At 37.5% G+C, this 19,342-nt stretch carries 14 protein-coding genes and 1 pseudogene; 5 read left to right on the plus strand and 10 right to left on the minus strand.

Features of this window, described 5'->3' with window-relative positions; all coding sequences use genetic code 11:
* Positions 1–141 precede the first annotated feature (141 nt).
* Both J6836_RS06245 and J6836_RS06250 read left to right on the plus strand, forming a co-directional pair.
* Positions 142–315, plus strand: a complete 174-nt coding sequence (locus J6836_RS06245; RefSeq protein ID WP_219247745.1) for a YciY family protein — start codon at positions 142–144, stop codon at positions 313–315.
* Positions 316–441: 126 nt separating this feature from the next.
* On the plus strand, positions 442–1,161 hold the full coding sequence (locus tag J6836_RS06250) for a TonB family protein (RefSeq protein ID WP_219247747.1): 720 nt from the start codon (positions 442–444) through the stop codon (positions 1,159–1,161).
* 70 nt (positions 1,162–1,231) lie between these two features.
* On the opposite strand, the gene yciA is transcribed toward J6836_RS06250, so the two are convergent.
* The gene (gene yciA / locus J6836_RS06255; protein ID WP_206086120.1) at positions 1,232–1,660 is read right to left on the minus strand and encodes an acyl-CoA thioester hydrolase YciA; all 429 of its coding nucleotides are present in this window, start codon (positions 1,658–1,660) and stop codon (positions 1,232–1,234) included.
* A gap of 292 nt (positions 1,661–1,952) precedes the next feature.
* Between yciA and J6836_RS06260 the strand changes: the two genes are divergently transcribed.
* Complete coding sequence (locus tag J6836_RS06260; RefSeq protein ID WP_219247749.1) at positions 1,953–2,150, plus strand: YqaE/Pmp3 family membrane protein; 198 nt, start codon at positions 1,953–1,955, stop codon at positions 2,148–2,150.
* Positions 2,151–2,219: 69 nt separating this feature from the next.
* Here J6836_RS06260 and J6836_RS06265 read toward each other — a convergent pair whose 3' ends face one another.
* Entirely contained in the window at positions 2,220–2,777 is a 558-nt protein-coding gene (locus J6836_RS06265; RefSeq protein WP_206086118.1) for a septation protein A, read from the minus strand.
* A gap of 225 nt (positions 2,778–3,002) precedes the next feature.
* On the opposite strand from J6836_RS06265, the gene J6836_RS06270 reads away from it, so the two are divergent.
* Positions 3,003–4,802 carry a SulP family inorganic anion transporter gene (locus J6836_RS06270; RefSeq protein ID WP_255586337.1) on the plus strand — a complete coding sequence of 600 codons (1,800 nt, stop codon included), beginning with the start codon at positions 3,003–3,005 and terminating at the stop codon, positions 4,800–4,802.
* Positions 4,803–4,868: 66 nt separating this feature from the next.
* Here J6836_RS06270 and J6836_RS06275 read toward each other — a convergent pair whose 3' ends face one another.
* Complete coding sequence (locus J6836_RS06275) at positions 4,869–5,624, minus strand: YciC family protein (RefSeq protein ID WP_219247751.1); 756 nt, start codon at positions 5,622–5,624, stop codon at positions 4,869–4,871.
* A 417-nt stretch (positions 5,625–6,041) separates the two neighbouring features.
* Here J6836_RS06275 and ompW point away from each other — a divergent pair, with 417 nt between their 5' ends.
* Complete coding sequence (gene ompW, locus J6836_RS06280; RefSeq protein WP_219247753.1) at positions 6,042–6,680, plus strand: outer membrane protein OmpW; 639 nt, start codon at positions 6,042–6,044, stop codon at positions 6,678–6,680.
* A gap of 327 nt (positions 6,681–7,007) precedes the next feature.
* Here the strand turns inward: ompW and J6836_RS06285 are convergent, their stop codons facing one another.
* The 7 genes and pseudogenes from J6836_RS06285 to trpD all read right to left on the minus strand — a co-directional run.
* Positions 7,008–8,687, minus strand: coding sequence for a ShlB/FhaC/HecB family hemolysin secretion/activation protein (locus J6836_RS06285; RefSeq protein ID WP_219247755.1), 1,680 nt, complete (start codon positions 8,685–8,687; stop codon positions 7,008–7,010).
* A gap of 551 nt (positions 8,688–9,238) precedes the next feature.
* Positions 9,239–11,395, minus strand: a complete 2,157-nt coding sequence (locus J6836_RS06290; RefSeq protein ID WP_219247757.1) for a two-partner secretion domain-containing protein — start codon at positions 11,393–11,395, stop codon at positions 9,239–9,241.
* Between the two features lie 812 nt (positions 11,396–12,207).
* The gene (locus tag J6836_RS06295; protein WP_219247759.1) at positions 12,208–14,379 is read right to left on the minus strand and encodes a two-partner secretion domain-containing protein; all 2,172 of its coding nucleotides are present in this window, start codon (positions 14,377–14,379) and stop codon (positions 12,208–12,210) included.
* Positions 14,380–14,892: 513 nt separating this feature from the next.
* Positions 14,893–15,699, minus strand: a complete 807-nt coding sequence (trpA, locus tag J6836_RS06300; RefSeq protein WP_219247761.1) for a tryptophan synthase subunit alpha — start codon at positions 15,697–15,699, stop codon at positions 14,893–14,895.
* Positions 15,699–16,889, minus strand: coding sequence for a tryptophan synthase subunit beta (gene trpB / locus J6836_RS06305; protein WP_219247763.1), 1,191 nt, complete (start codon positions 16,887–16,889; stop codon positions 15,699–15,701). Before trpB ends, trpA begins: the two co-directional genes overlap by 1 nt.
* 61 nt (positions 16,890–16,950) lie before the next feature.
* Entirely contained in the window at positions 16,951–18,327 is a 1,377-nt protein-coding gene (trpCF, locus tag J6836_RS06310; RefSeq protein ID WP_219247765.1) for a bifunctional indole-3-glycerol-phosphate synthase TrpC/phosphoribosylanthranilate isomerase TrpF, read from the minus strand.
* 1 nt (position 18,328) lies between these two features.
* A pseudogene (trpD, locus tag J6836_RS06315) lies at positions 18,329–19,321 on the minus strand (anthranilate phosphoribosyltransferase); the annotation flags it as partial.
* Between the last annotated feature and the right edge of the window lie 21 nt (positions 19,322–19,342).

Consider the following 19,342-nt stretch of genomic DNA (forward strand, 5'->3'; position numbering starts at 1 on the left):
ATAATTTCGCTAATGAATAGTTAAGTTTTGAAATTAAATTACAGTTCTGAAAAGGCCCTCTAAAAGTTCTTCTTGGCTCTTTTTTTCAAAGGAATATAATATTTTTCTTACATGATTTTTTTCATAAAAAAGGGCAAAGAAATGAGACGTAGTAGGCATGAAGTCGGTCGTTGGAGAATGTTAAGACAAGTACAGCGTCGCCGTCGACGCTGGCTAGAAGGGCATTCAAGACGTAACATGCACATTTATGCGATGCGCAAAATCGACATTTATCGCCGTCGACACTCACTGCTCTTTACTCAATGGATCGAGTAGGGTTATTAAGGCGTACATTCACATTTTTCACTTTGTACGACAAACCTTATTGAATATGATTGCTATTTGCATTTAAACTAGCGATTATATTCTTTTAGGTAGACTGGTGTAGGGTAGAAATTGCATATGCGTTGGATCCGTTGGAGTTTAATTATCGTCATTTCGTTATCTATTCATGCTGGCCTTGCAATGGCATGGATTTTTAATCAACCTCATTTGGCGAAGGATCCTGAGCCAATGACGATTGCGATGGTTGCTTTTGCTGCTCCAGAACCAGCGTCAGAGCCTGTTCAAGAAGTTGAAACGCCTGTCGAACCTGAGCCAGAACCGATTATCGAACCTGAACCCGAACCTGTGGTTGAACCGGCAATTGTATTACCGAAGAAAAAACCTGAAGTGAAGAAAAAGCCAAAACCAAAACAGGAAGAGAAGAAAAAAATTAAAGAAGATGTGAAGCCAGTTGAAAAACAACTTGCGATGAATAACATCAAATCAGATGCAACGGCTCCGAAAACCAACAATAACCCTGTCACGACAGCGAAAAATACCGGGGCGAGCAATAGCCAGTCTACCGCGAAAAGTGGCCCTCGGGCATTACATAAACAAGCTCCTGTTTATCCTGAACGTGCGCGTCGTTTAGGAAAAGAGGGCTATGTTAAAGTGCGTTATGATATTGATGATGGTGGCCGTGTGACGAATATCGAATTTGTTGAAGTGTCACCTAAGGGTTTGTTTGAGCGAGATGTTAAACGCGCAATGAACCGTTGGACATTCGAAAAACAACCGGCAAAAGGCTATGTCACCGAAATTTACTTCAAACTTGATGGTACAGTTAGCCAAGTGTAACTCACTGTTCGATGTAATAAAAAAGCACCTTCTAACAGGTGCTTTTTTTATATCACAGAGAATCAAATAGTTATTCAGTGATTTGCTCAGAACTCGCCAATTGAAAGTGCTGTTTTTCGGTTGGTAACTCCCGCGGGGTATTGTCATCATTTACCGCCACATAAGTAAAGACAGCATCAGTTGCGCGGTAGCGCTGGCCAACAGGTTCAGTTGCGACCTTTTTCACCCACACTTCAATATTAATGGTAATTGAGCTTTTACCCGTTTTTAAGCAACGTGCGTAGCAACAGACGACATCGCCGACGGCGACAGGTTTTTGGAATTTTATGCCATTCACTGCGACGGTAACAACACGGCCGAGTGCAATTTCTTTTGCAAGAATAGCACCGCCAATATCCATTTGTGACATTAACCAGCCACCAAAAATATCGCCATTGGCATTTGTGTCCGCTGGCATGGCTAGGGTTCGTAAAACCAATTCACCGTTTGGTAATTGCATATTTAACTCTTATTAAAAAAGGGGATAAAAACGTCTAGTTAGCTTTTATAGCAAATTACTGATACTCAAGTAAACTCTAAGCACTGACTTATTACTCAATTATCGCCAATGAAACGTATTTAGCCAGTAAAATACAATAAATAGAGCAGAACATCGTCGTACTGTATTTAATTTCGACGGAAAGTTAGAGTTTTGCAAAGAAAAGGCTAGAAGTGTTTTTTGTATTTAGTCAATTGATTAGATTGCCTATACTTAAACCGTAAATCTTTGATGAGTATTTTGGGGAGGGTGTATGAGACTCATTTTGGCAATATTATTACCATGGCTGCAATTTTTTACGATTGGACGTCCATTTGCAGGAATAATTTGTTTGATTTTACAACTAACATTAATTGGGTGGTTGCCTGCCGCTATTTGGTCTGTATATGCATTATCGCAATACAATACGGATAAAAAAATTGAAAAGGCGTTTGGGCAGAACCGAAACTAGAAACTAGATTCAAAACAAAAAAACCTGCTAATCAAATTAAGCAGGTTTTTTTATTACTCAGATAAATGATCACTCTTCGTGCTTTTCAACTGCTTCTTTGGTCATATTTTTGAAAATATACACCACGCTTAACACAGTAAAAATCAGTGTCCCAGCGGTTAGTCCAAATACTTTGAAATTCACCCAAATATCTTGCGCCATCCAAAAGGCGACATAAATATTTAAGACAGCACAAAAAACAAAGAAGATTGCCCAAGCGCTATTAAGCTTGTTCCAATAACTGTCGGCTAATTTAATTTCTTGATTACTTCCCAGCATTCGCTGAATGAGCGGTTTCTCAGTAAACCACTGGCTGAATAATAACGCGATTGCGAATGCGCCATAAATAATAGTGACTTTCCATTTAATGAAGGCATCACTGTGGAAAATGAGTGTTAAGGCAGCAAACCCCATCACAATCGCACAGGTTATTTTGGCGACTTTTTCGACTTTCTTATAAATAAGGTAAGTGGCTAACAACGCGAGCGGTGTAGTAACCATTAAGGCACCACTGGCGTAAAAAATGTCATATCGCTTATACACGATGAAAAAGATAATCAGAGGGATAAAATCAATAAGTTGTTTCATAACAGTGAATACAGCGCCTCAACGTCAAGATAATAGAGTAGTTTAACCGATATTGGCATTAATTGTTAAAAGTTTGCACCTTTTTACCAATAAACATGCCTTGTTACCAATCATATTTGCACAATTTTACTATTATTTGACTTACTTCTAGATAAACTTTATTAGTTCAGCTATAAATAAGGTTTTAGATATTTTAACTTACTAATTTATAGGTATTTTTCCCCAATGATAAAGGCGAAGTTATTTGTCTGGATGCCGGGTTTAAAAACGCTGTTTAACTACCAGCTTTCAGACTTAGGGCCGGATGTGAAAGCGGGGTTGTCAGTTGCGGCAGTAGCATTACCTGTTGCGATTGCTTATGCCGAATTAATGGGGGTAAACGCCATTGTTGGTTTGTATGCCTGTATCCTCCCTATGTTTTTTTACGCCTTATTTGGAACCTCGAAGCAATTAATCATCGGCCCTGATGCGGCAACTTGTGCAGTTATTGCCGCTGCTGTTGCACCGCTAGCGATGGGGGATGAAAATGTTCGCTGGCAGTTAATCATCGTAATGAGCTTAATGACAGGGATTTGGTGCTTGATAGCGGCGCGATTCCGTCTAGGAACCTTTGCGGATTTTCTATCTCGCCCGATACTACAAGGCTTGCTAAATGGTGTAGCACTAACCATCGTGGTGAGCCAAGTCGGTAAAATTTTTGGTATTACCACATTACCTGCAGGTTTTATCGAACGCCTTATCGCGTTTCCTCAATCTATAACACAAACGCATATACCTACGTTACTGGTTGCTGTGGCAACATTGGCAATCACATTGGTTATCAAGCGAGTGCGTAGCAAGTGGCCATCATTATTGATAGCAATGGTTCTTGCAACAGTAGCGAGTATTGTTTTTAACCTTGAGCAATATGGCATTAGTATTGTTGGGAATTTAGGCGATGGGTTGCCTTCTATACCTATGCCTGAGTTTCCACCAGGGTTGCTACGAGACTTAGTTATCCCCTCAATGAACTTGGCGGTAATTAGCTTTGTGAGCTTTATGATGACGGCACGCAGTTTTGCCAGCAAAAACGGTTATGCCATTGATGCAGATCAGGAGCTTCGTGCGTTAGGGATAGCCAATATTGCCTCTGCGTTCTCCCAAGGCTTTGCAGTAAGTGCAGCAAGTAGTCGTACTGCGGTTAACGATATGATGGGGGGAAAAACGCAACTGGTTTCTATTGTTGCGGCATTAACGATTTTAGCCGTATTGCTATTTTCTATGGATTTATTGGAATATATTCCGATGCCTGCGTTAGGAATGGTGCTGGTCGTTTCGACGTTTTCGTTAATTAGTTTTCGCAGTATTTTGTCCATGCGTAAGCGTAATAGAGAAGCTTTTTTCTTATGCGTCTTTACGTTAATAGCTGTACTGCTCGTTGGGCTAATTAGTGGCGTTGGCTTAGCGGTATTATTAGGTTTATTACAGTTTATCCGAGTGATATTTAGGCCGACTGACCAACAACTTGGTGTGGATGAGCAGGGGATGTTGCATTCGATGACATCAGATAATGACATTCAACCGATTGAAGGTGTTTTAATTTATCGTTTTAATTCCCCGTTAACCTACTTTAACGTGAATTACTTTAAAGAACGCTTGAATAAACATTTAGATAACCAATTAAAGAGGCCTGCTTGGGTTATCGTCGATGCAGCGGTGAGTTTTACCCATAATGATGTAAGTGTATTCTCAACCCTTAATGACATCGTTACGTCTTTGAAAGCCAAAGGCGTTACGTTGGTGCTGGCAGGGCGCCGTACATCAATTAAACGTTGGCTAGAACAAAACAAAATTACGCGTTCAGATGATGATTTATTAGTTGTGCCCGATATTTATTTTGCAATTCGTTTGATTCAAAGTAAGCAACAAATCCAAATTAAATGTGTTGAAGACAGAAAAACGCAAGAAGAGATGAACACTTTAGAACAAAAAAGAGATTGTGAAGAACTTGATGAACCATTTAATTTGAAGTCAGAAAATAATTAAGATATTTCTTAAGTGATAACATGAGAAGTAAAAGGGAGCCAACTGGCTCCCTTTTTTAAAGGAAAATTAAGCGTTTTTATTGACTAGCATATATAAACGATAGAAATAAATTAAGGCGAAGGCGGCGACGATATTATTCAATAAGAATGAAATACCGTTAAGGACAATATGGTTCAGCTGTAAGCTACTTAATAACACACTCACTAGCATCTGTGCTGCCATCCAAATTAAAATCATTGGTAGTGCAATACGCCAGTTTGCATAAGCCATTTTCCAGCTTTTACCCATCGCACTAAATGGATTTGTTTTTTCACTAATTAAGATGGCTGGCGCGAGAGAAAAACCAATCGCCAGAACAATACCGGGAAGCACCATAATCGTGATACCAAGTTGAATAAGAAGCGAACAAACAACAAGTAACAAAAATAGAGAAGGGGCTTTGCTTAATGAAGCGCTAAGCGCCTGTGTTGCATTCATCTCTTCACCACGGGACATTCCTGCAATATAAGATAAAGTGCCACAGATAAGCACTAAGCTGCCTAACGTAACCGAAAGAATTAACCCAAAGGAAACGCGTAGGATGCTGCTTTTGTCTTGTTCTGAAAGGCCTAATATCCAATCTTGTAAACCTGCATTCCCAGACTCAATCATTTGGCTTTGTGCTTGAGCCAGCACACCAATCATTTGTTCATTCGGGATCATCATAGCGTAAATCACGAGGCTTACCGCCGTTGCTAAGACAACAATGGTGAAAAGGCCACTCAGTTGATTTTTGAAAAAATTAACGCTGTCACTGATGAGTGAGTTGGCCGAAATGGACATTTAACTGCTCCTATCTACAAACGGAATCAAAATTTTAATGCAATTGTAACCGAGTATCAGACATAGAGGTAGAGAAAGATAAGAATATTCGGGAAGTTAAGGTCAGCATGCAAAGGGAATCATTATCAATATTTAACCAAATTAATTGAAGGGGCTAATTAAAATTACTTAAATTGCATTTAAAATATATGTTTAAAATATGGAATAAATATATCAAAGTAAGGATTAAAATTTTATTTTGTTAGTTATTTTCCAAAAATTGATTCAAATCAAAATTAAAAAAAGAATAGATGGAATAATAAAACTATATTTATTGGATTACCTATAAATTGGTAAAAGATGTGATCTTGATTTGAACATCAATTTATATAATGCGATATATTTCACTAAAATAAAAACACAGGAATGGGATTGATAATGAAAAAACTCACTGCGCTTGTATTAGCGGCTGCTACTTTAGCTCCAGCTGCTTCTATTGCACATGAAGCTGGCGATTTTCTATTTCGCGCTGGTACGGCAACTGTAAGACCTAATGCAGGATCTGATAATGTATTAGGTAGTTTAGGATCGTTTGGTGTTAATAATAATACTCAATTAGGTTTAACCTTTGGGTATATGATTACCGATAATATCGGTGTGGAATTATTAGCAGCAACGCCGTTTGAACATAAAGTAGGTACAGGTCCAACAGGTAATATTGCAACCGTTAAACATTTACCACCAACTTTAATGGCGCAATATTATTTTGGTAGTAAAGAAGATAAATTACGCCCTTATTTAGGCGCAGGTTTGAACTATACCTTCTTCTTTGATGAAAAATTCAATAATAATGGTAAAAGCTACGGTTTAACAGACCTCGATTTATCGAGCTCGTGGGGCTTTGCGGCACAAGCGGGTATGGACTACATGCTGACCGATAACTGGATGTTAAACGCCTCAGTTTGGTGGATGAATATTGAAACGGATGTTAAGTTTAAAGCAGGTGGTGTACAGCAAAAAGTAGATACTCGCTTAGATCCATTTGTATTTATGTTTGGAGCAGGTTATCGCTTCTAATAAGTTTGATAGGATGCAATACAGGTTAATACCTGAATTCTGATGGAATAGAGTGCAGTAGGAAATCCGGGGGTATTTATATTCCCGGATTTTTCATTTTTCATCTTATTAAAAACAAAAGCACAATACTGTAACAATTAATTCACATAAATAGATTTTAAATTAAGTGGGAATTATTCTTATTTAAGAAATTAGGTTAATAAAATTTTAAAGAGCGAAATAATAAGTCTATTTAATAAAGTGCAGTAATAGTCACAGAGTTAAATAAAAAACCAAATACAGAGTAAACTGCATTTGGTTTTAAGTGAAAAGACCAGAATGATTACACTACCAAAACCATTGAACATTTAACCCTGCGTTGACGCTATTGGTTTCATATTCGTTAGGCTTATACAGTGGGGCACCTAAAAATAAATCATAGCTGAAGATATTCATGTTCCCTCGCATACCAATCGCCGTTCCTAAAAGTTGGTCATCGGAATAAATACCAAGAGGATACACACCACCAAATACGCGGCCATAATCAATTGCATAATAAGGATAGAAAGAAAAACCTGGAATATAAAAGTTAAATTCATTTCTTAAATAGAAGCCTTTATCGCCAATAAGTGAATATTCTTCATCAAAGCCACGCACTGTCCACCGATTACCCAACGAAAATTGGTCTTGAATGGTTAACCTATCCTTAGTGTATTGTAAAAAGAATTGCGGGTTGTAACTCATCACAAAATCATCAAAAACGATAGGGATCATACCCGAAACATCTAGGGTATATACACGAGCCATATGGCTTGCGTCCCCGTATTTCATATCCCAACTTTGCTCAGCACCTAACCAAGGAACATTTCGTTGGTAATTAAGGGAAGCATCCAACGTGGCGTTATCAATGTTTTGTCGGTGATTTACGCCAACCTTAAACGTAGTTAAGTTGCGCTCTTGAGATAAGAGTTTAACATCTTCCAGTTTATATTCTGATTTTCGCTTAATTAATTGAATAGATGCGGTATCTTTGAATGTTTGCCCACGCAGAAAAACATTACTGGCGGTGGCATTGTAATATTTGCTGTCACCGTGGTATTTATAACTGACGACATCTTTAATAGTTTGTTTATAATCACTTTTGCTGGCATAGAGAGAAAAAAGCCAATAATTGTAGGGAACAGCATAGTAAATTGCGGCATTACTTGTACTGTATCGCTCTTGGTTTTTCAGGTTTTTTCCTGCTGAGATATAAACGGTATCGTTAAGACTGGTCAGATTATTACCATAGATTGTCACTCCGACTTGATCTTTGCCTGTTTGGCGACTGCCTGAGTTGTTGTAATAACCTCCGACGTTAACATGAGGCGATTTTTCCCTTTGTATAGTGATATCGGATGTTGAAAATTCTTTACCAGGGGATAATTCAATATTTGCTTTAGCGCCAGGAATACGCTCCAAGTTTTCTAAACCTTGTTCAATATCGCGAATATTCAGAATATCACCTTCTTTTGCGGGCATGATTGCACCCAGTGTAATATAGGTATCGCTATCTTCAGATAATTTCACATTGGCGACTTTTCCGGGAATAATTTCTAACGTCAAAATTCCTTCGCTGATATTTTGCTCAGGGATATTGACCCTTGTTGTAACATAACCCGATTTAATAATGTTATCTTGTAGCCCCTTAGCGAGTGTTTCGACACCTTTAATGCCAATACAGACCCCCACAACTTGGTTTGCATATGTTTCAAGAGGGCGCATGGAGGGCAGTTTTGGTTCAGAGACGAGAATAACTTTCTTCATATCAAAGCAATGTTCTTCATCGTCGAAAACCAAAATATTATTTGCACGTTCTTGTTTTTTTCCTAAGACATCTTTGGTATCTAGCTGCGTTTGTTGTTGACGAGATTTATCCTGGCTAATTTGATTATTAATTTGCTGATTAACAGCCTGAGAGGGGTCACCTGCAACATAAAATGGAAAAATGAGCAGAGTGCTAGATAAAAAAAGAAAACGGAAATTCATGTTCACCACTTTTATTCTTAAATGAAAGCTAAAAAAATGATCTTAAAAACATAGCTAATAATGTCTTTAGATAAAAATATTTTTTTAAATGAGATACTTCTTGTTTTTACCTATCGTTATTGAAGGTGATTTTCATGTACATATCCCTATGTTGTTTTTTATAAAATAACAAAATCATTAAATTTTTCGCTGTTAAATTATGCGTTAAAATAGGTTTTAATAAAAATTAATTATGTTAACTATGATGGGTGGGTAAATAAAAGTGCTTAGTGTTGATTAATTCAATATAACAAGAAAATCTATATAATTTGATTGAATGTTATTTAATATCAATATGTTGTGTTTAATTCCAATATAGAGTAAATACGTGTTTTTACTTGCTTTTATTTTTTTAAGGTGGTGATTTTTAATGGTTGGCATTAAATAAATTTAACTAAATATGATTTTTAATGACAATTTTGATTTGTTTTATTTTTGTTATGCTTTTCCATTTTATATAACTCTGAATTAGGATGAAAAAGAGGCCTATTTAGGCCTCTTTAGGTTACTAATTAGTAATAATTAGGTGTGTTTAAAATAATAGTAGAACCTAAAATTTGTCCATATGGACTATTATAAATTACAGGGCTTGTAATTTTAGTGGTTCCCATAGAACTTAAACGACCATTATTGTTATCAACACGGGTAAATGTATCAATTATTAAATCTTTGCCAGCATTCACTAAACCTGAATAAGTATTGTTTAACTTATTCACATCTAATTTCACTGTATTTGTACCTATGATTTTACCGTAACGGTTATCTAAGTCATTTCTCAATTTAATATTGATATCGCCCTTAGCTCCCATTTTTTGAGATGCATCCGCTGTAATAATACCATAATAGTTATTTAAACTATTTGCATTAATGTCAACAGCACCGTCTTCGGCATAGATACCGCCTGTTCTACCTGCAACACCAAATTTACTGGCATAACCATTAAAACCACTTGCATAGCTATTATCCAGTGAGGTTGTATTGATAACAACATTGTTGTCAGCAGTAATCAAACCACGGTTGTTTGTGACGTTAGTAGCTTTTATATCTAAATTAGTTCCTTTGATGTAGCCATATTGGTTAACTAAGCTATAAACATCAAACTTAGATTTGCCTGCGCCTGAAACTAAGGAACCTTGGTTATAGATAGTATTGGCTTCAATATTTAATGCCTTACCACTGCTGATTGCTGCATAACCATTGTTTATGAGGTTATGAGATAGGGTGATATTCGTTTGGCCATTGGTGCTTTTGATCATCGAATTGCTGTTTTGTAATGTTTCAGCATCAATATCAATACGGCGTTTAGCAGCAATTTCACTATTACTATCATTGACAATTGCAGTACGCGAATTAATCGCAATATCACGGCCTGAAATTGTTGAGTTACTATTTACCAGTTTACCTGCGTTAATGGTAACGTTATTGCCTGCTCTGATGCCGCGGTTATCTGCATTGATGACGTTATTACGTAGGTTGTAATAGTTTTCAATGGTGCCCGTTGCACGAACATCAATATCACCACGGTTAGTTTTGATTGAACCGTTGGTGTTGTGTAGGTTAGCTGATACAAGATTGATATCTTGTTGTGCCTCTACAATACCACTTCGATTATCAATGTTTGATGCTGTTGTTAAATTAACACTACCACCATTAGATTTAATTTGGCCACTCGTATTGCTTAAGATTGTATTATTGGTATTAATATCAATATCGCCATTACTCATAATTATTGAGTTATTGTATAACCCTGAGCCGGTTTTAATATTAATTTTGCCATTTGCATTCATTTTTGCATTTTGATTATAGACTAGGCCTTTTGAATCGATATTAATGCCACCAGAGCCTGCAACCATATTGCCATAGTTAGATACGCCAATACCACTTTCAGTTGAAACTAATGTAATTTTATCTGCATACATGCCGCCTAATGCGGACACATCGAGACCAACTCGCGTTGTCGCACCAACACCTTGAACGTTAGTGATGTAATTGCCTTTCGAATCAACAAAGTTATTCCCAGCAACGATATTAATTTCTTTTGCGTTAATATCACCACGGATCACTGCAGAACGTGCAATAATATCGGTTGGTGAATCTGATTGTAGACGGCTATTAATGATAATTTGGCCTTTTTCTACGTTATAACCAAGTACCTCACCACCCGCGACAATTGTTTTACCTGTCGTCAGAGTGACGCGGTCTGCATTAATAAAGCCACAGTTATTACAGGTAATACCCGATGCGTTAGCGACAATCACTTGTGCTTTATTACCAGCTACCTCAACCACGCCGTTGAGGGTACTTGCTTTTGTGGAGTTAACTTCATTTAGAATAACTTTAGCAGGGCCATTACCGTTATTTAAATTGAGGTTACCATTAATTTGGCCGCCAAGAGTGGTATTTGTATTGGTGACACTGTTATTCAGAATAACGCCTTTTTGGTCAACATCAAATTGGCTGTAGATGTTATGAGAAACGCCTTTATCGCTTGCACCCTTGATATGAACAATAGTAGGACCATTATTTTGGTTCATAACACTAGCACCGTTAGTGTTGACGATTGCTGCTTGTGCAACAGAAACAGAACCTAAAATAACACATACACTTAAAAACAGCGGTTTAATCTTCAGCATAGGTTGGCTGATAGATTCATGATTAAGTTGTTTCATAAATATCCCTAAAATTGACTATAGATAAAATTAAAAATAGCTAATCAAAATTCCATTAAAACGTAAGAATTATGCGTTATTATTATTTTTAAAAAAATCTAATTGTACTTAAGTGGAGCGTGGTAAATATTAAAAGAATAAAATATCCTTATATATTTATCTGGGGTATTTTAATTTTAATCTTTATTTGAAAGTGAGTGAAATCAATTGGTTGCATTTACTCCTTAACGGATTATGTAGTTGTTAATACACAGGTGATAATACGTAAATGCAATAATAATTAATAAACCAATTGTTTAATATTGTTTATGCTTGTTAAGGTGGTAAATAATTTTATAATCAAAAATTAATGATATTGATGATTGTTAGAGTTGTTCATTAAAAAAATTGCAATAAATAAAAATAATTTAGATGAATAAATTAACAATCAACTTTAAAGTCCATCAGGTTTTTCACTATTAAATCATCATTAAAATAGGTTTTAATAAAAATAAATTATGTTAACTATGATGGCTTAACAAATAAAACTGCTTGGTGTTGATTGGTCCAATATAGCAAGAAAATCTATATTATTTAATTGAATATTTTTTGGTGTCAATCTGTTGAATGCAATCCCAATATGGAGTAGTTAAGTGTTTTTACTCGCTTTTATTTTTTAAATGGCAATTTTGAATTGTTGATATTAGATAAATTTAACTAAATATGATTTTTAATGATAATTTTGGTTTATTTTAATTTTGTTATATTTTTTTATTTTACCTAACTCTGAATTAGGATAAAAAAGAGGCCGTTAGGCCTCTTTAGGTCGAGAATTAGTTATAATAAGGTGAATCAATAATGATAGTTTTGCCTACAATCTGTCCATATGGGCTATTGTAAATTGCAGAACTTGTAATTGTAGTTGTTTCATTGGAACTTAAACGGCCATTATTATTAGTAACATAAGTAAATGCATTGATGGTTAAATCTTTACTTGCATTCACTAAACCTGAGTAAGTATTGTTTAACGTATTTACATCTAAATTTATTGATCTATCACCTTGGATTTTACCGTAACGGTTGTCTAAATCATTTCTCAGTTTAATATTGATATCACCTTTAGCTCCGCTTCTTTCTTTTCCGACTGCAGAGATAGTACCAGAATAGTTATCTAAGTTATTTGCATTGATGTCTACTGCGCCATCTTCAGCATAAATACCACCCGTTCTTCCTGCAACACCGAACTTGCTTGCATAAGCATTAAAATAGCTAGCGTCTCTATTATTCAGGGTGGTTGCGTTGATAACAACATTATTGTCAGCCGTAATTAAACCACGGTTGTTTATGAGACTTGTAGCTTTAATATCTAAGTTAACACCCTTGATGTAGCCATATTGGTTGTCTAAGAGATAAACATCGAATTTAGATTTTCCAGCACCAGAGACTAAAGAACCTTGGTTATGAACGTTATTGGCTTTAATATTTAACGCTTTTCCACTATCTATTGATGCAAAAGCATCATTCATTAAATTATTAGATAGCGTGATATTTGTTTGTCCATTAGTGGCTTTGATGAGTGAATTTGTGTTTTGTAATATATCAGAATCTATATCAATACGGCGTTTTGCTACAATTTGACTACCACCAGCATTGGAAATTCCAATACGCGCATCAATCGCAATATCACGACCTGAAATTGTTGAGTTATTATTTAACAGTTTCCCTGTGTTAATGGTAACGTTATCACCTGCTCTGATGCCGCGGTTATCTGCATTAATGAGGTTGTTATGTAAGTTGTAATGGTTTTCTCTGTATTCGTTCTCAATGGTGCCTGTTGCACGTATATCAATATCGCCACGGTTAGCTTTGATTGAACCGTTGGTGTTAAGCAGGTGAGCGGATACAATCTTGATATCTTGCTGAGCATCAACAATACCCGCGCGGTTATCAATATCGGCTCCTGTGGTTAACACAACACTACCTCTATTGGATTTAATCTGACCACGAATATTGTTTATGAGGGAATTTTTAGTGTTGATATCAATATCACCGTTACTCGTAATTTGTGAGTAATTGTATAACCCTGAGTTAGCTTTGATATTAATTTTGCCATTGGAATTTATTTTGGCATCTTCGTTATAAACAAGGCCTTTTGAATCGATATTAAGGCCTCCAGAGCCTGCAGCTATGTTGCCAAAGTTATATACGCCAGTACCATTTTCAGTTACAACTAACGTGATTTTATCAGCATACATGCCACCTAATGCGGACACATCAATACCGACTCCGGATGAATAACCTGCAGGTTGAACGTTGGTGACATAATTACCTTTCGCATCAACAAAGTTACTTCCCACAACGACGTTGATTTCTTTAGCATTAAGATTACCTTGGATCACGGCTGAACGCGCAATTATATCCGTTGGTGAATCGGTTTGTAGGCGGTTGTTGATGATTATTTGGCCTTTTTCTACGTTATAACCAAGTATCTCACCACCTGAGACCATCGTTTTACCTGTTGTCAGAGTGACGCGGTCTGTATTAATAAAGCCACAGTTATTACACGTAATACCCGATGCGTTAGCAACAATCACTTGTGCTTTATTACCAGCTACCTCAACCACGCCGTTGAGGGTACTTGCTTTTGTGGAGTTAACTTCATTTAGAATAACTTTAGCAGGGCCATTACCGTTATTTAAATTGAGGTTACCATTAATTTGGCCACCAAGAGTGGTATTTGTATTGGTGACACTGTTATTCAGAATAACGCCTTTTTGGTCAACATCAAATTGGCTGTAGATGTTATGAGAAACACCTTTATCGCTTGCACCCTTGATATGAACAATAGTAGGACCATTATTTTGGTTCATAACACTAGCACCGTTAGTGTTGACGATTGCGGCTTGTGCAACAGAAGCAGAACCTAAAATAACACATACACTTAAAAACAGCGGTTTAATCTTCAGCATAGATTGGCTGATAGATCCATGATTAAATTGTTTCATAAATATCCCTAAAATTGACTATAGATAAAATTAAAAATAGTTAATTAAAATTCCATTAAAGCGTAAGGATTATGCGTTATTATTATTTTTAATAAAATCTAATTGTACTTAAGTAGGGCAAGGTAAATATTAATAGAACAAAACACCCTTATATATTTATTAGGGGTGTTTTATTTTTAATTTTAAATTAAATCGAATTAAATTAATCAATTATATTTACTCCGTAACAGGTTACTTAATGGTTGATACGTAGGGGGTAATGCGTAAATGAAATAATGATTAATAAATTAATGATTTAATGTTATTTATGTTTATTAAAATGGATTGATAGTTTTGTATTTTATTATTTGGTAATTAAAAATTAATGATACTGATGGTTGTGAAAGTTTTTCATTAAAAAACTGTAATAAATAAAAATAATTTAGATAAATAAATGAACAATTAACCCGAATATAGTGTATTAATAATTAAAAAAGCCATCCGATAAATTGGATGGCTCAAGTTTTAAATATATTATTTTTGAGTGGCTGCTTTCATTTTAATCACAAACTCCGTCAATTTTTTAAGCATGACATCTGGCTTTTCAAGGTTATTTTCAATAATCTTAACGACCGCGGATCCTGAAATCGCACCTGCAGCACCATTTTCAATGGCTTCAGTGACTTGGGCTGGTTCAGAAATACCAAAACCTTGAAGAGCAGGGGCGGCTTGATATTGCTTAAGCTTATCAACCAAATGCGTTAATGGCATTTGAGCGCGTTGTTCAGTACCCGTTACGCCAGCTCTTGATAACAAGTAAGTATACCCACGGCTGTGTTCGCCAATTTGTTGTAATAAAGCATCGTCACCATTAGGTGGGCAAATGAAAATAGGGGCAATATCATGGGCTAGTGCGGCTTCACGAAAAGGCTTTGATTCGCTCATCGGAACATCTGCAACTAAAACAGAATCTACGCCTGCTTTTTGGCAACGAATATAAAAGTTTTCGATGCCATTAGAGAACACAAGGTTTGCATATACCAATAAACCAATCGGCATGGTTGGGTGTTTTTCGCGAATACGGCTCAGTAATTCAAAGCAAATTGTCGGTGTAATCTCGCTTTTAAATGCACGCAAGTTGGCATTTTGAATAGTCGGGCCATCTGCCAGTGGATCTGAGAATGGAATACCAATCTCCAGTGCATCAGCGCCACCTTCAATTAAAGCATCAACAATTTTCAGCGAGAGTTCGGCATCAGGGTCACCTAATGTTACAAAGGGAACGAATGCACCTTGATTTAGGTTATTTAAACGCTCAAAAAGCTGGTTGTAACGTTCCATTAGATTTCCCCTTTACTGGCTAAAATATCATGTACTGTGAAAATATCTTTATCGCCACGGCCCGATAAATTGACAATTAATAATTGCTCTTTATTGGGTTCTTGCTCTGCCATTTTTAACGCATAAGCCAAAGCGTGTGAGGATTCTAATGCAGGGATAATACCTTCTTTACGTGATAATAGTTTAAATGCATTTAACGCTTCGTCATCAGTAATAGAGACATATTCTGCGCGTCCAATACTGTTTAAATGTGCGTGTTGTGGCCCAACTGAAGGGAAGTCTAACCCCGCAGAAATAGAGTAAGATTCTTCTATTTGTCCCTCATTAGTCTGCATCATTGGGGATTTCATCCCAAAGTAGATACCCACGCGACCATGTTTTAACGGCGCGCCATGTTGCCCTGACTCAATGCCTAAGCCCGCAGGTTCCACGCCAATGAGGTTGACATTTTCCTCAGGGATAAAAGATGCAAACATACCAATTGCATTGGAGCCACCACCAATGCATGCAATGACTGCATCGGGTAAACGGCCTTCTTTTTCAAGAATTTGCTGTTTGGCTTCATCCCCGATCATGCGTTGAAATTCACGTACGATAGTTGGATAAGGGTGAGGGCCTGCCGCGGTACCTAGTAAATAATGTGCTTTATCATAGCTGCCAGACCAGTCTCTCAATGCTTCGTTACAAGCATCTTTAAGCGTGGCGGAACCACTGTGGACAGGGATAACCTCTGCACCCATCAGTTTCATACGAAATACGTTAGGAGACTGGCGCTCAACGTCTTTGGCTCCCATATAAATACGGCACTTCATGTTGAGAAGCGCACAAGCTAAGGCTGTTGCGACACCATGTTGCCCTGCACCAGTTTCAGCAATAATTTCTGTTTTACCCATGCGTTTAGCCAGTAACGCTTGGCCCAATACTTGGTTGGTTTTGTGCGCGCCACCATGAAGAAGGTCTTCACGCTTTAAATACAGTTTTGTTTTGGTGCCTGCGGTGAGGTTTTTGCACAGCGTTAACGCTGTTGGACGACCTGCATAGTTTTTAAGGAGATCGTGAAATTCTTTGATAAATTCAGCGTCGTCTTGGGCGGTAATAAAGGCATCTTCTAATTGATTGAGTGCAGGGATTAAAATCTCTGGCACATATTGCCCACCAAACTCACCGAAATACGGATCTAATTTGCTCATTGTTTGTTATCCATCTCATCAGTTAAAACATAATTTATTGGTTTAGTTTTATCTTTTCGCTTTATTGCACTGTTGATTCAGCTTGTAACGTTGATAACACTAATTTAATTTTTTGCTCACTCTTAATGCCTGGCTCAATTTCGACACCAGAGTTAAAATCCAACCCATTACACAGTAATTTAGAGGCTTGAAGGCAGTTTTGAGGATTTAACCCGCCAGCTATCATTAACTTTTGTTTTGCGGTTGTTGGAATCGCTGACCAATCGAAGCTTTTCCCTGTTCCACCTTGGCCATTATCGAGTAATAGAACATCAACATCTTGAGTCGCGTATTCAGAGAAGTTAGCGTGCGACATGTCCAGTGCTTTCCATACCTCACAATAACTTGGCAGGTGGGTGCGAATTTCCTGAATATATTGCAGATCTTCATTTCCGTGTAATTGCACGGCAAAAAGTGCTAGCTTTTTTGCGATATGAGCGACAAAGTCGACGGATTGATTGCGAAATACACCAACATATTTTAGTGGGGCCGAATGAACGATACGCTCGGCTTGTGACAGTGTCACTTTTCGAGGGGAGGATTCCGCAAAGATTAACCCACCAAAACAAGCGCCAGCGTCGAATGCCGTTTTTGCATCTTGTTCGCGAGTCAAACCACACACTTTATGCTCACCGACCAGCAATTTTTGCAATGCTTTTGCGAGGTCATCTTGTTCCATCAACGCGCTACCAATCAAAAAGCCGTTAGCGTATTCGCTAAGGGATTGAATATGCTGATGCAGATGAATACCAGACTCACTGATCACAATCGTTTCTGGTGCTAAACGTGGTGCTAATTCTCGGGTACGATTTAAATCAATAGATAAATCGCGCAGGTCACGGTTATTAATCCCCACCACTTTAGATTTTAATTTAATGGCGCGCTCTAATTCTTCTTCGTTGCTCACTTCGGTTAAAACACCCATATTGAGTTGATGGGCAACATCCGCTAAAGCAATATATTCTTCGTCATTTAACACCGATAACATCAATAAAATAGCATCAGCTTGATAATGGCGAGCAAGGTAAATTTGGTATGGGTCGATAATAAAATCTTTGCATAAAACAGGTTGTTTAACCGTATTACTGACAATAGTCAGGTATTCCATATTCCCTTGAAAATATTTTTCGTCAGTGAGAACAGAAATCGCAGACGCATAAGGCGCATAGGTTTTTGCAATCACTTCAGGGTCAAAATCTTCACGAATTAACCCTTTTGATGGAGACGCCTTTTTACATTCCAAAATAAAGACAGGGCGCTTAGCGCTTAGCGCGTCATAAAAACGACGTTGGCTTGGCTGTAAAGTGGAAAAAAAGCTCTCTAAGGGTTGTTTCGCTTTGCGTTCAACAAGGTAAACAGCTTTATCATCAACAATTTTTTGTAATACTGTCGCTTTCATTTTATGGGTTCCTTGCAGCGAGCGCGGTGACTCGATCGAATGATTTGCCGCTGCGAATAATCGCGAGAGCATGTTCGCTATTTTGTTTTAAATCTTCATGGCCGTTAATTCGCATTAACATCGCCACATTAGCTGCGACGGCAGCTTCATGAGCGGCTTTACCATGCCCTTGTAACAACTGGGTTAATAGCTCACGGTTTTCTTCTGGTGTACCGCCTTCTAAATCACGTAATTGATATGGCGTTAAGCCAAAATCATCCGCAGTTAATTGGTAATGATGCAGTACGCCGTCTTTTAATTCAGCAACTTGGGTTGTGGCATGAAGCGAAACTTCATCCATCCCTCCACTGTGTACCACAGCTGCACGGGTAAAACCAAGCATATCTAAGGTTTCAGCTACTGGTTTGACAAGTGATTCTTGATAAACACCAATTAGCGCGATAGGTGGGCGAGCTGGGTTGATTAAAGGCCCAAGAACGTTAAATAATGTCCGTGTTTTCAGTTGTGAACGAACGGGTGCTGCGTGGCGAAAACCACTGTGATACTGCGGTGCAAATAAAAAACACACCCCTAAATCATCTAAAGTATCCCGTGCACTCTGGGCGCTTAAATCCAGCGCGATACCAAAAGCGGCTAATAAATCTGATGACCCAGAGCGGCTGGATACGCTGCGGTTACCATGCTTAGCAACTTTAATTCCTGCTTCAGCGGCAACAAATGCGCTAGCCGTTGAGATATTAATACTGTTTGCGCCATCACCACCGGTACCCACGATGTCACTGAATTGATAGTCAGGACGAGGGAATGGCTGGGCATTTTCTAAGCAAGCAAGGGCAGCACCTGCTATTTCTTGGGGTTGTTCACCACGCATTTTCATGCTGATGAGAACAGCGGCTAGTTGTGGTTCAGTCAACTCACCTTGAATAATGGCATTAAATAAATACTGGCTTTCTTGCTGTGTCAGTGGCTGTGCTTTGAATAATTTATCATAAATATTTTGCATAATTGGCTCTCT

The organism is Providencia sp. R33 (assembly GCF_019343475.1).
In the GTDB taxonomy this organism is placed as follows: Bacteria; Pseudomonadota; Gammaproteobacteria; order Enterobacterales; family Enterobacteriaceae; genus Providencia.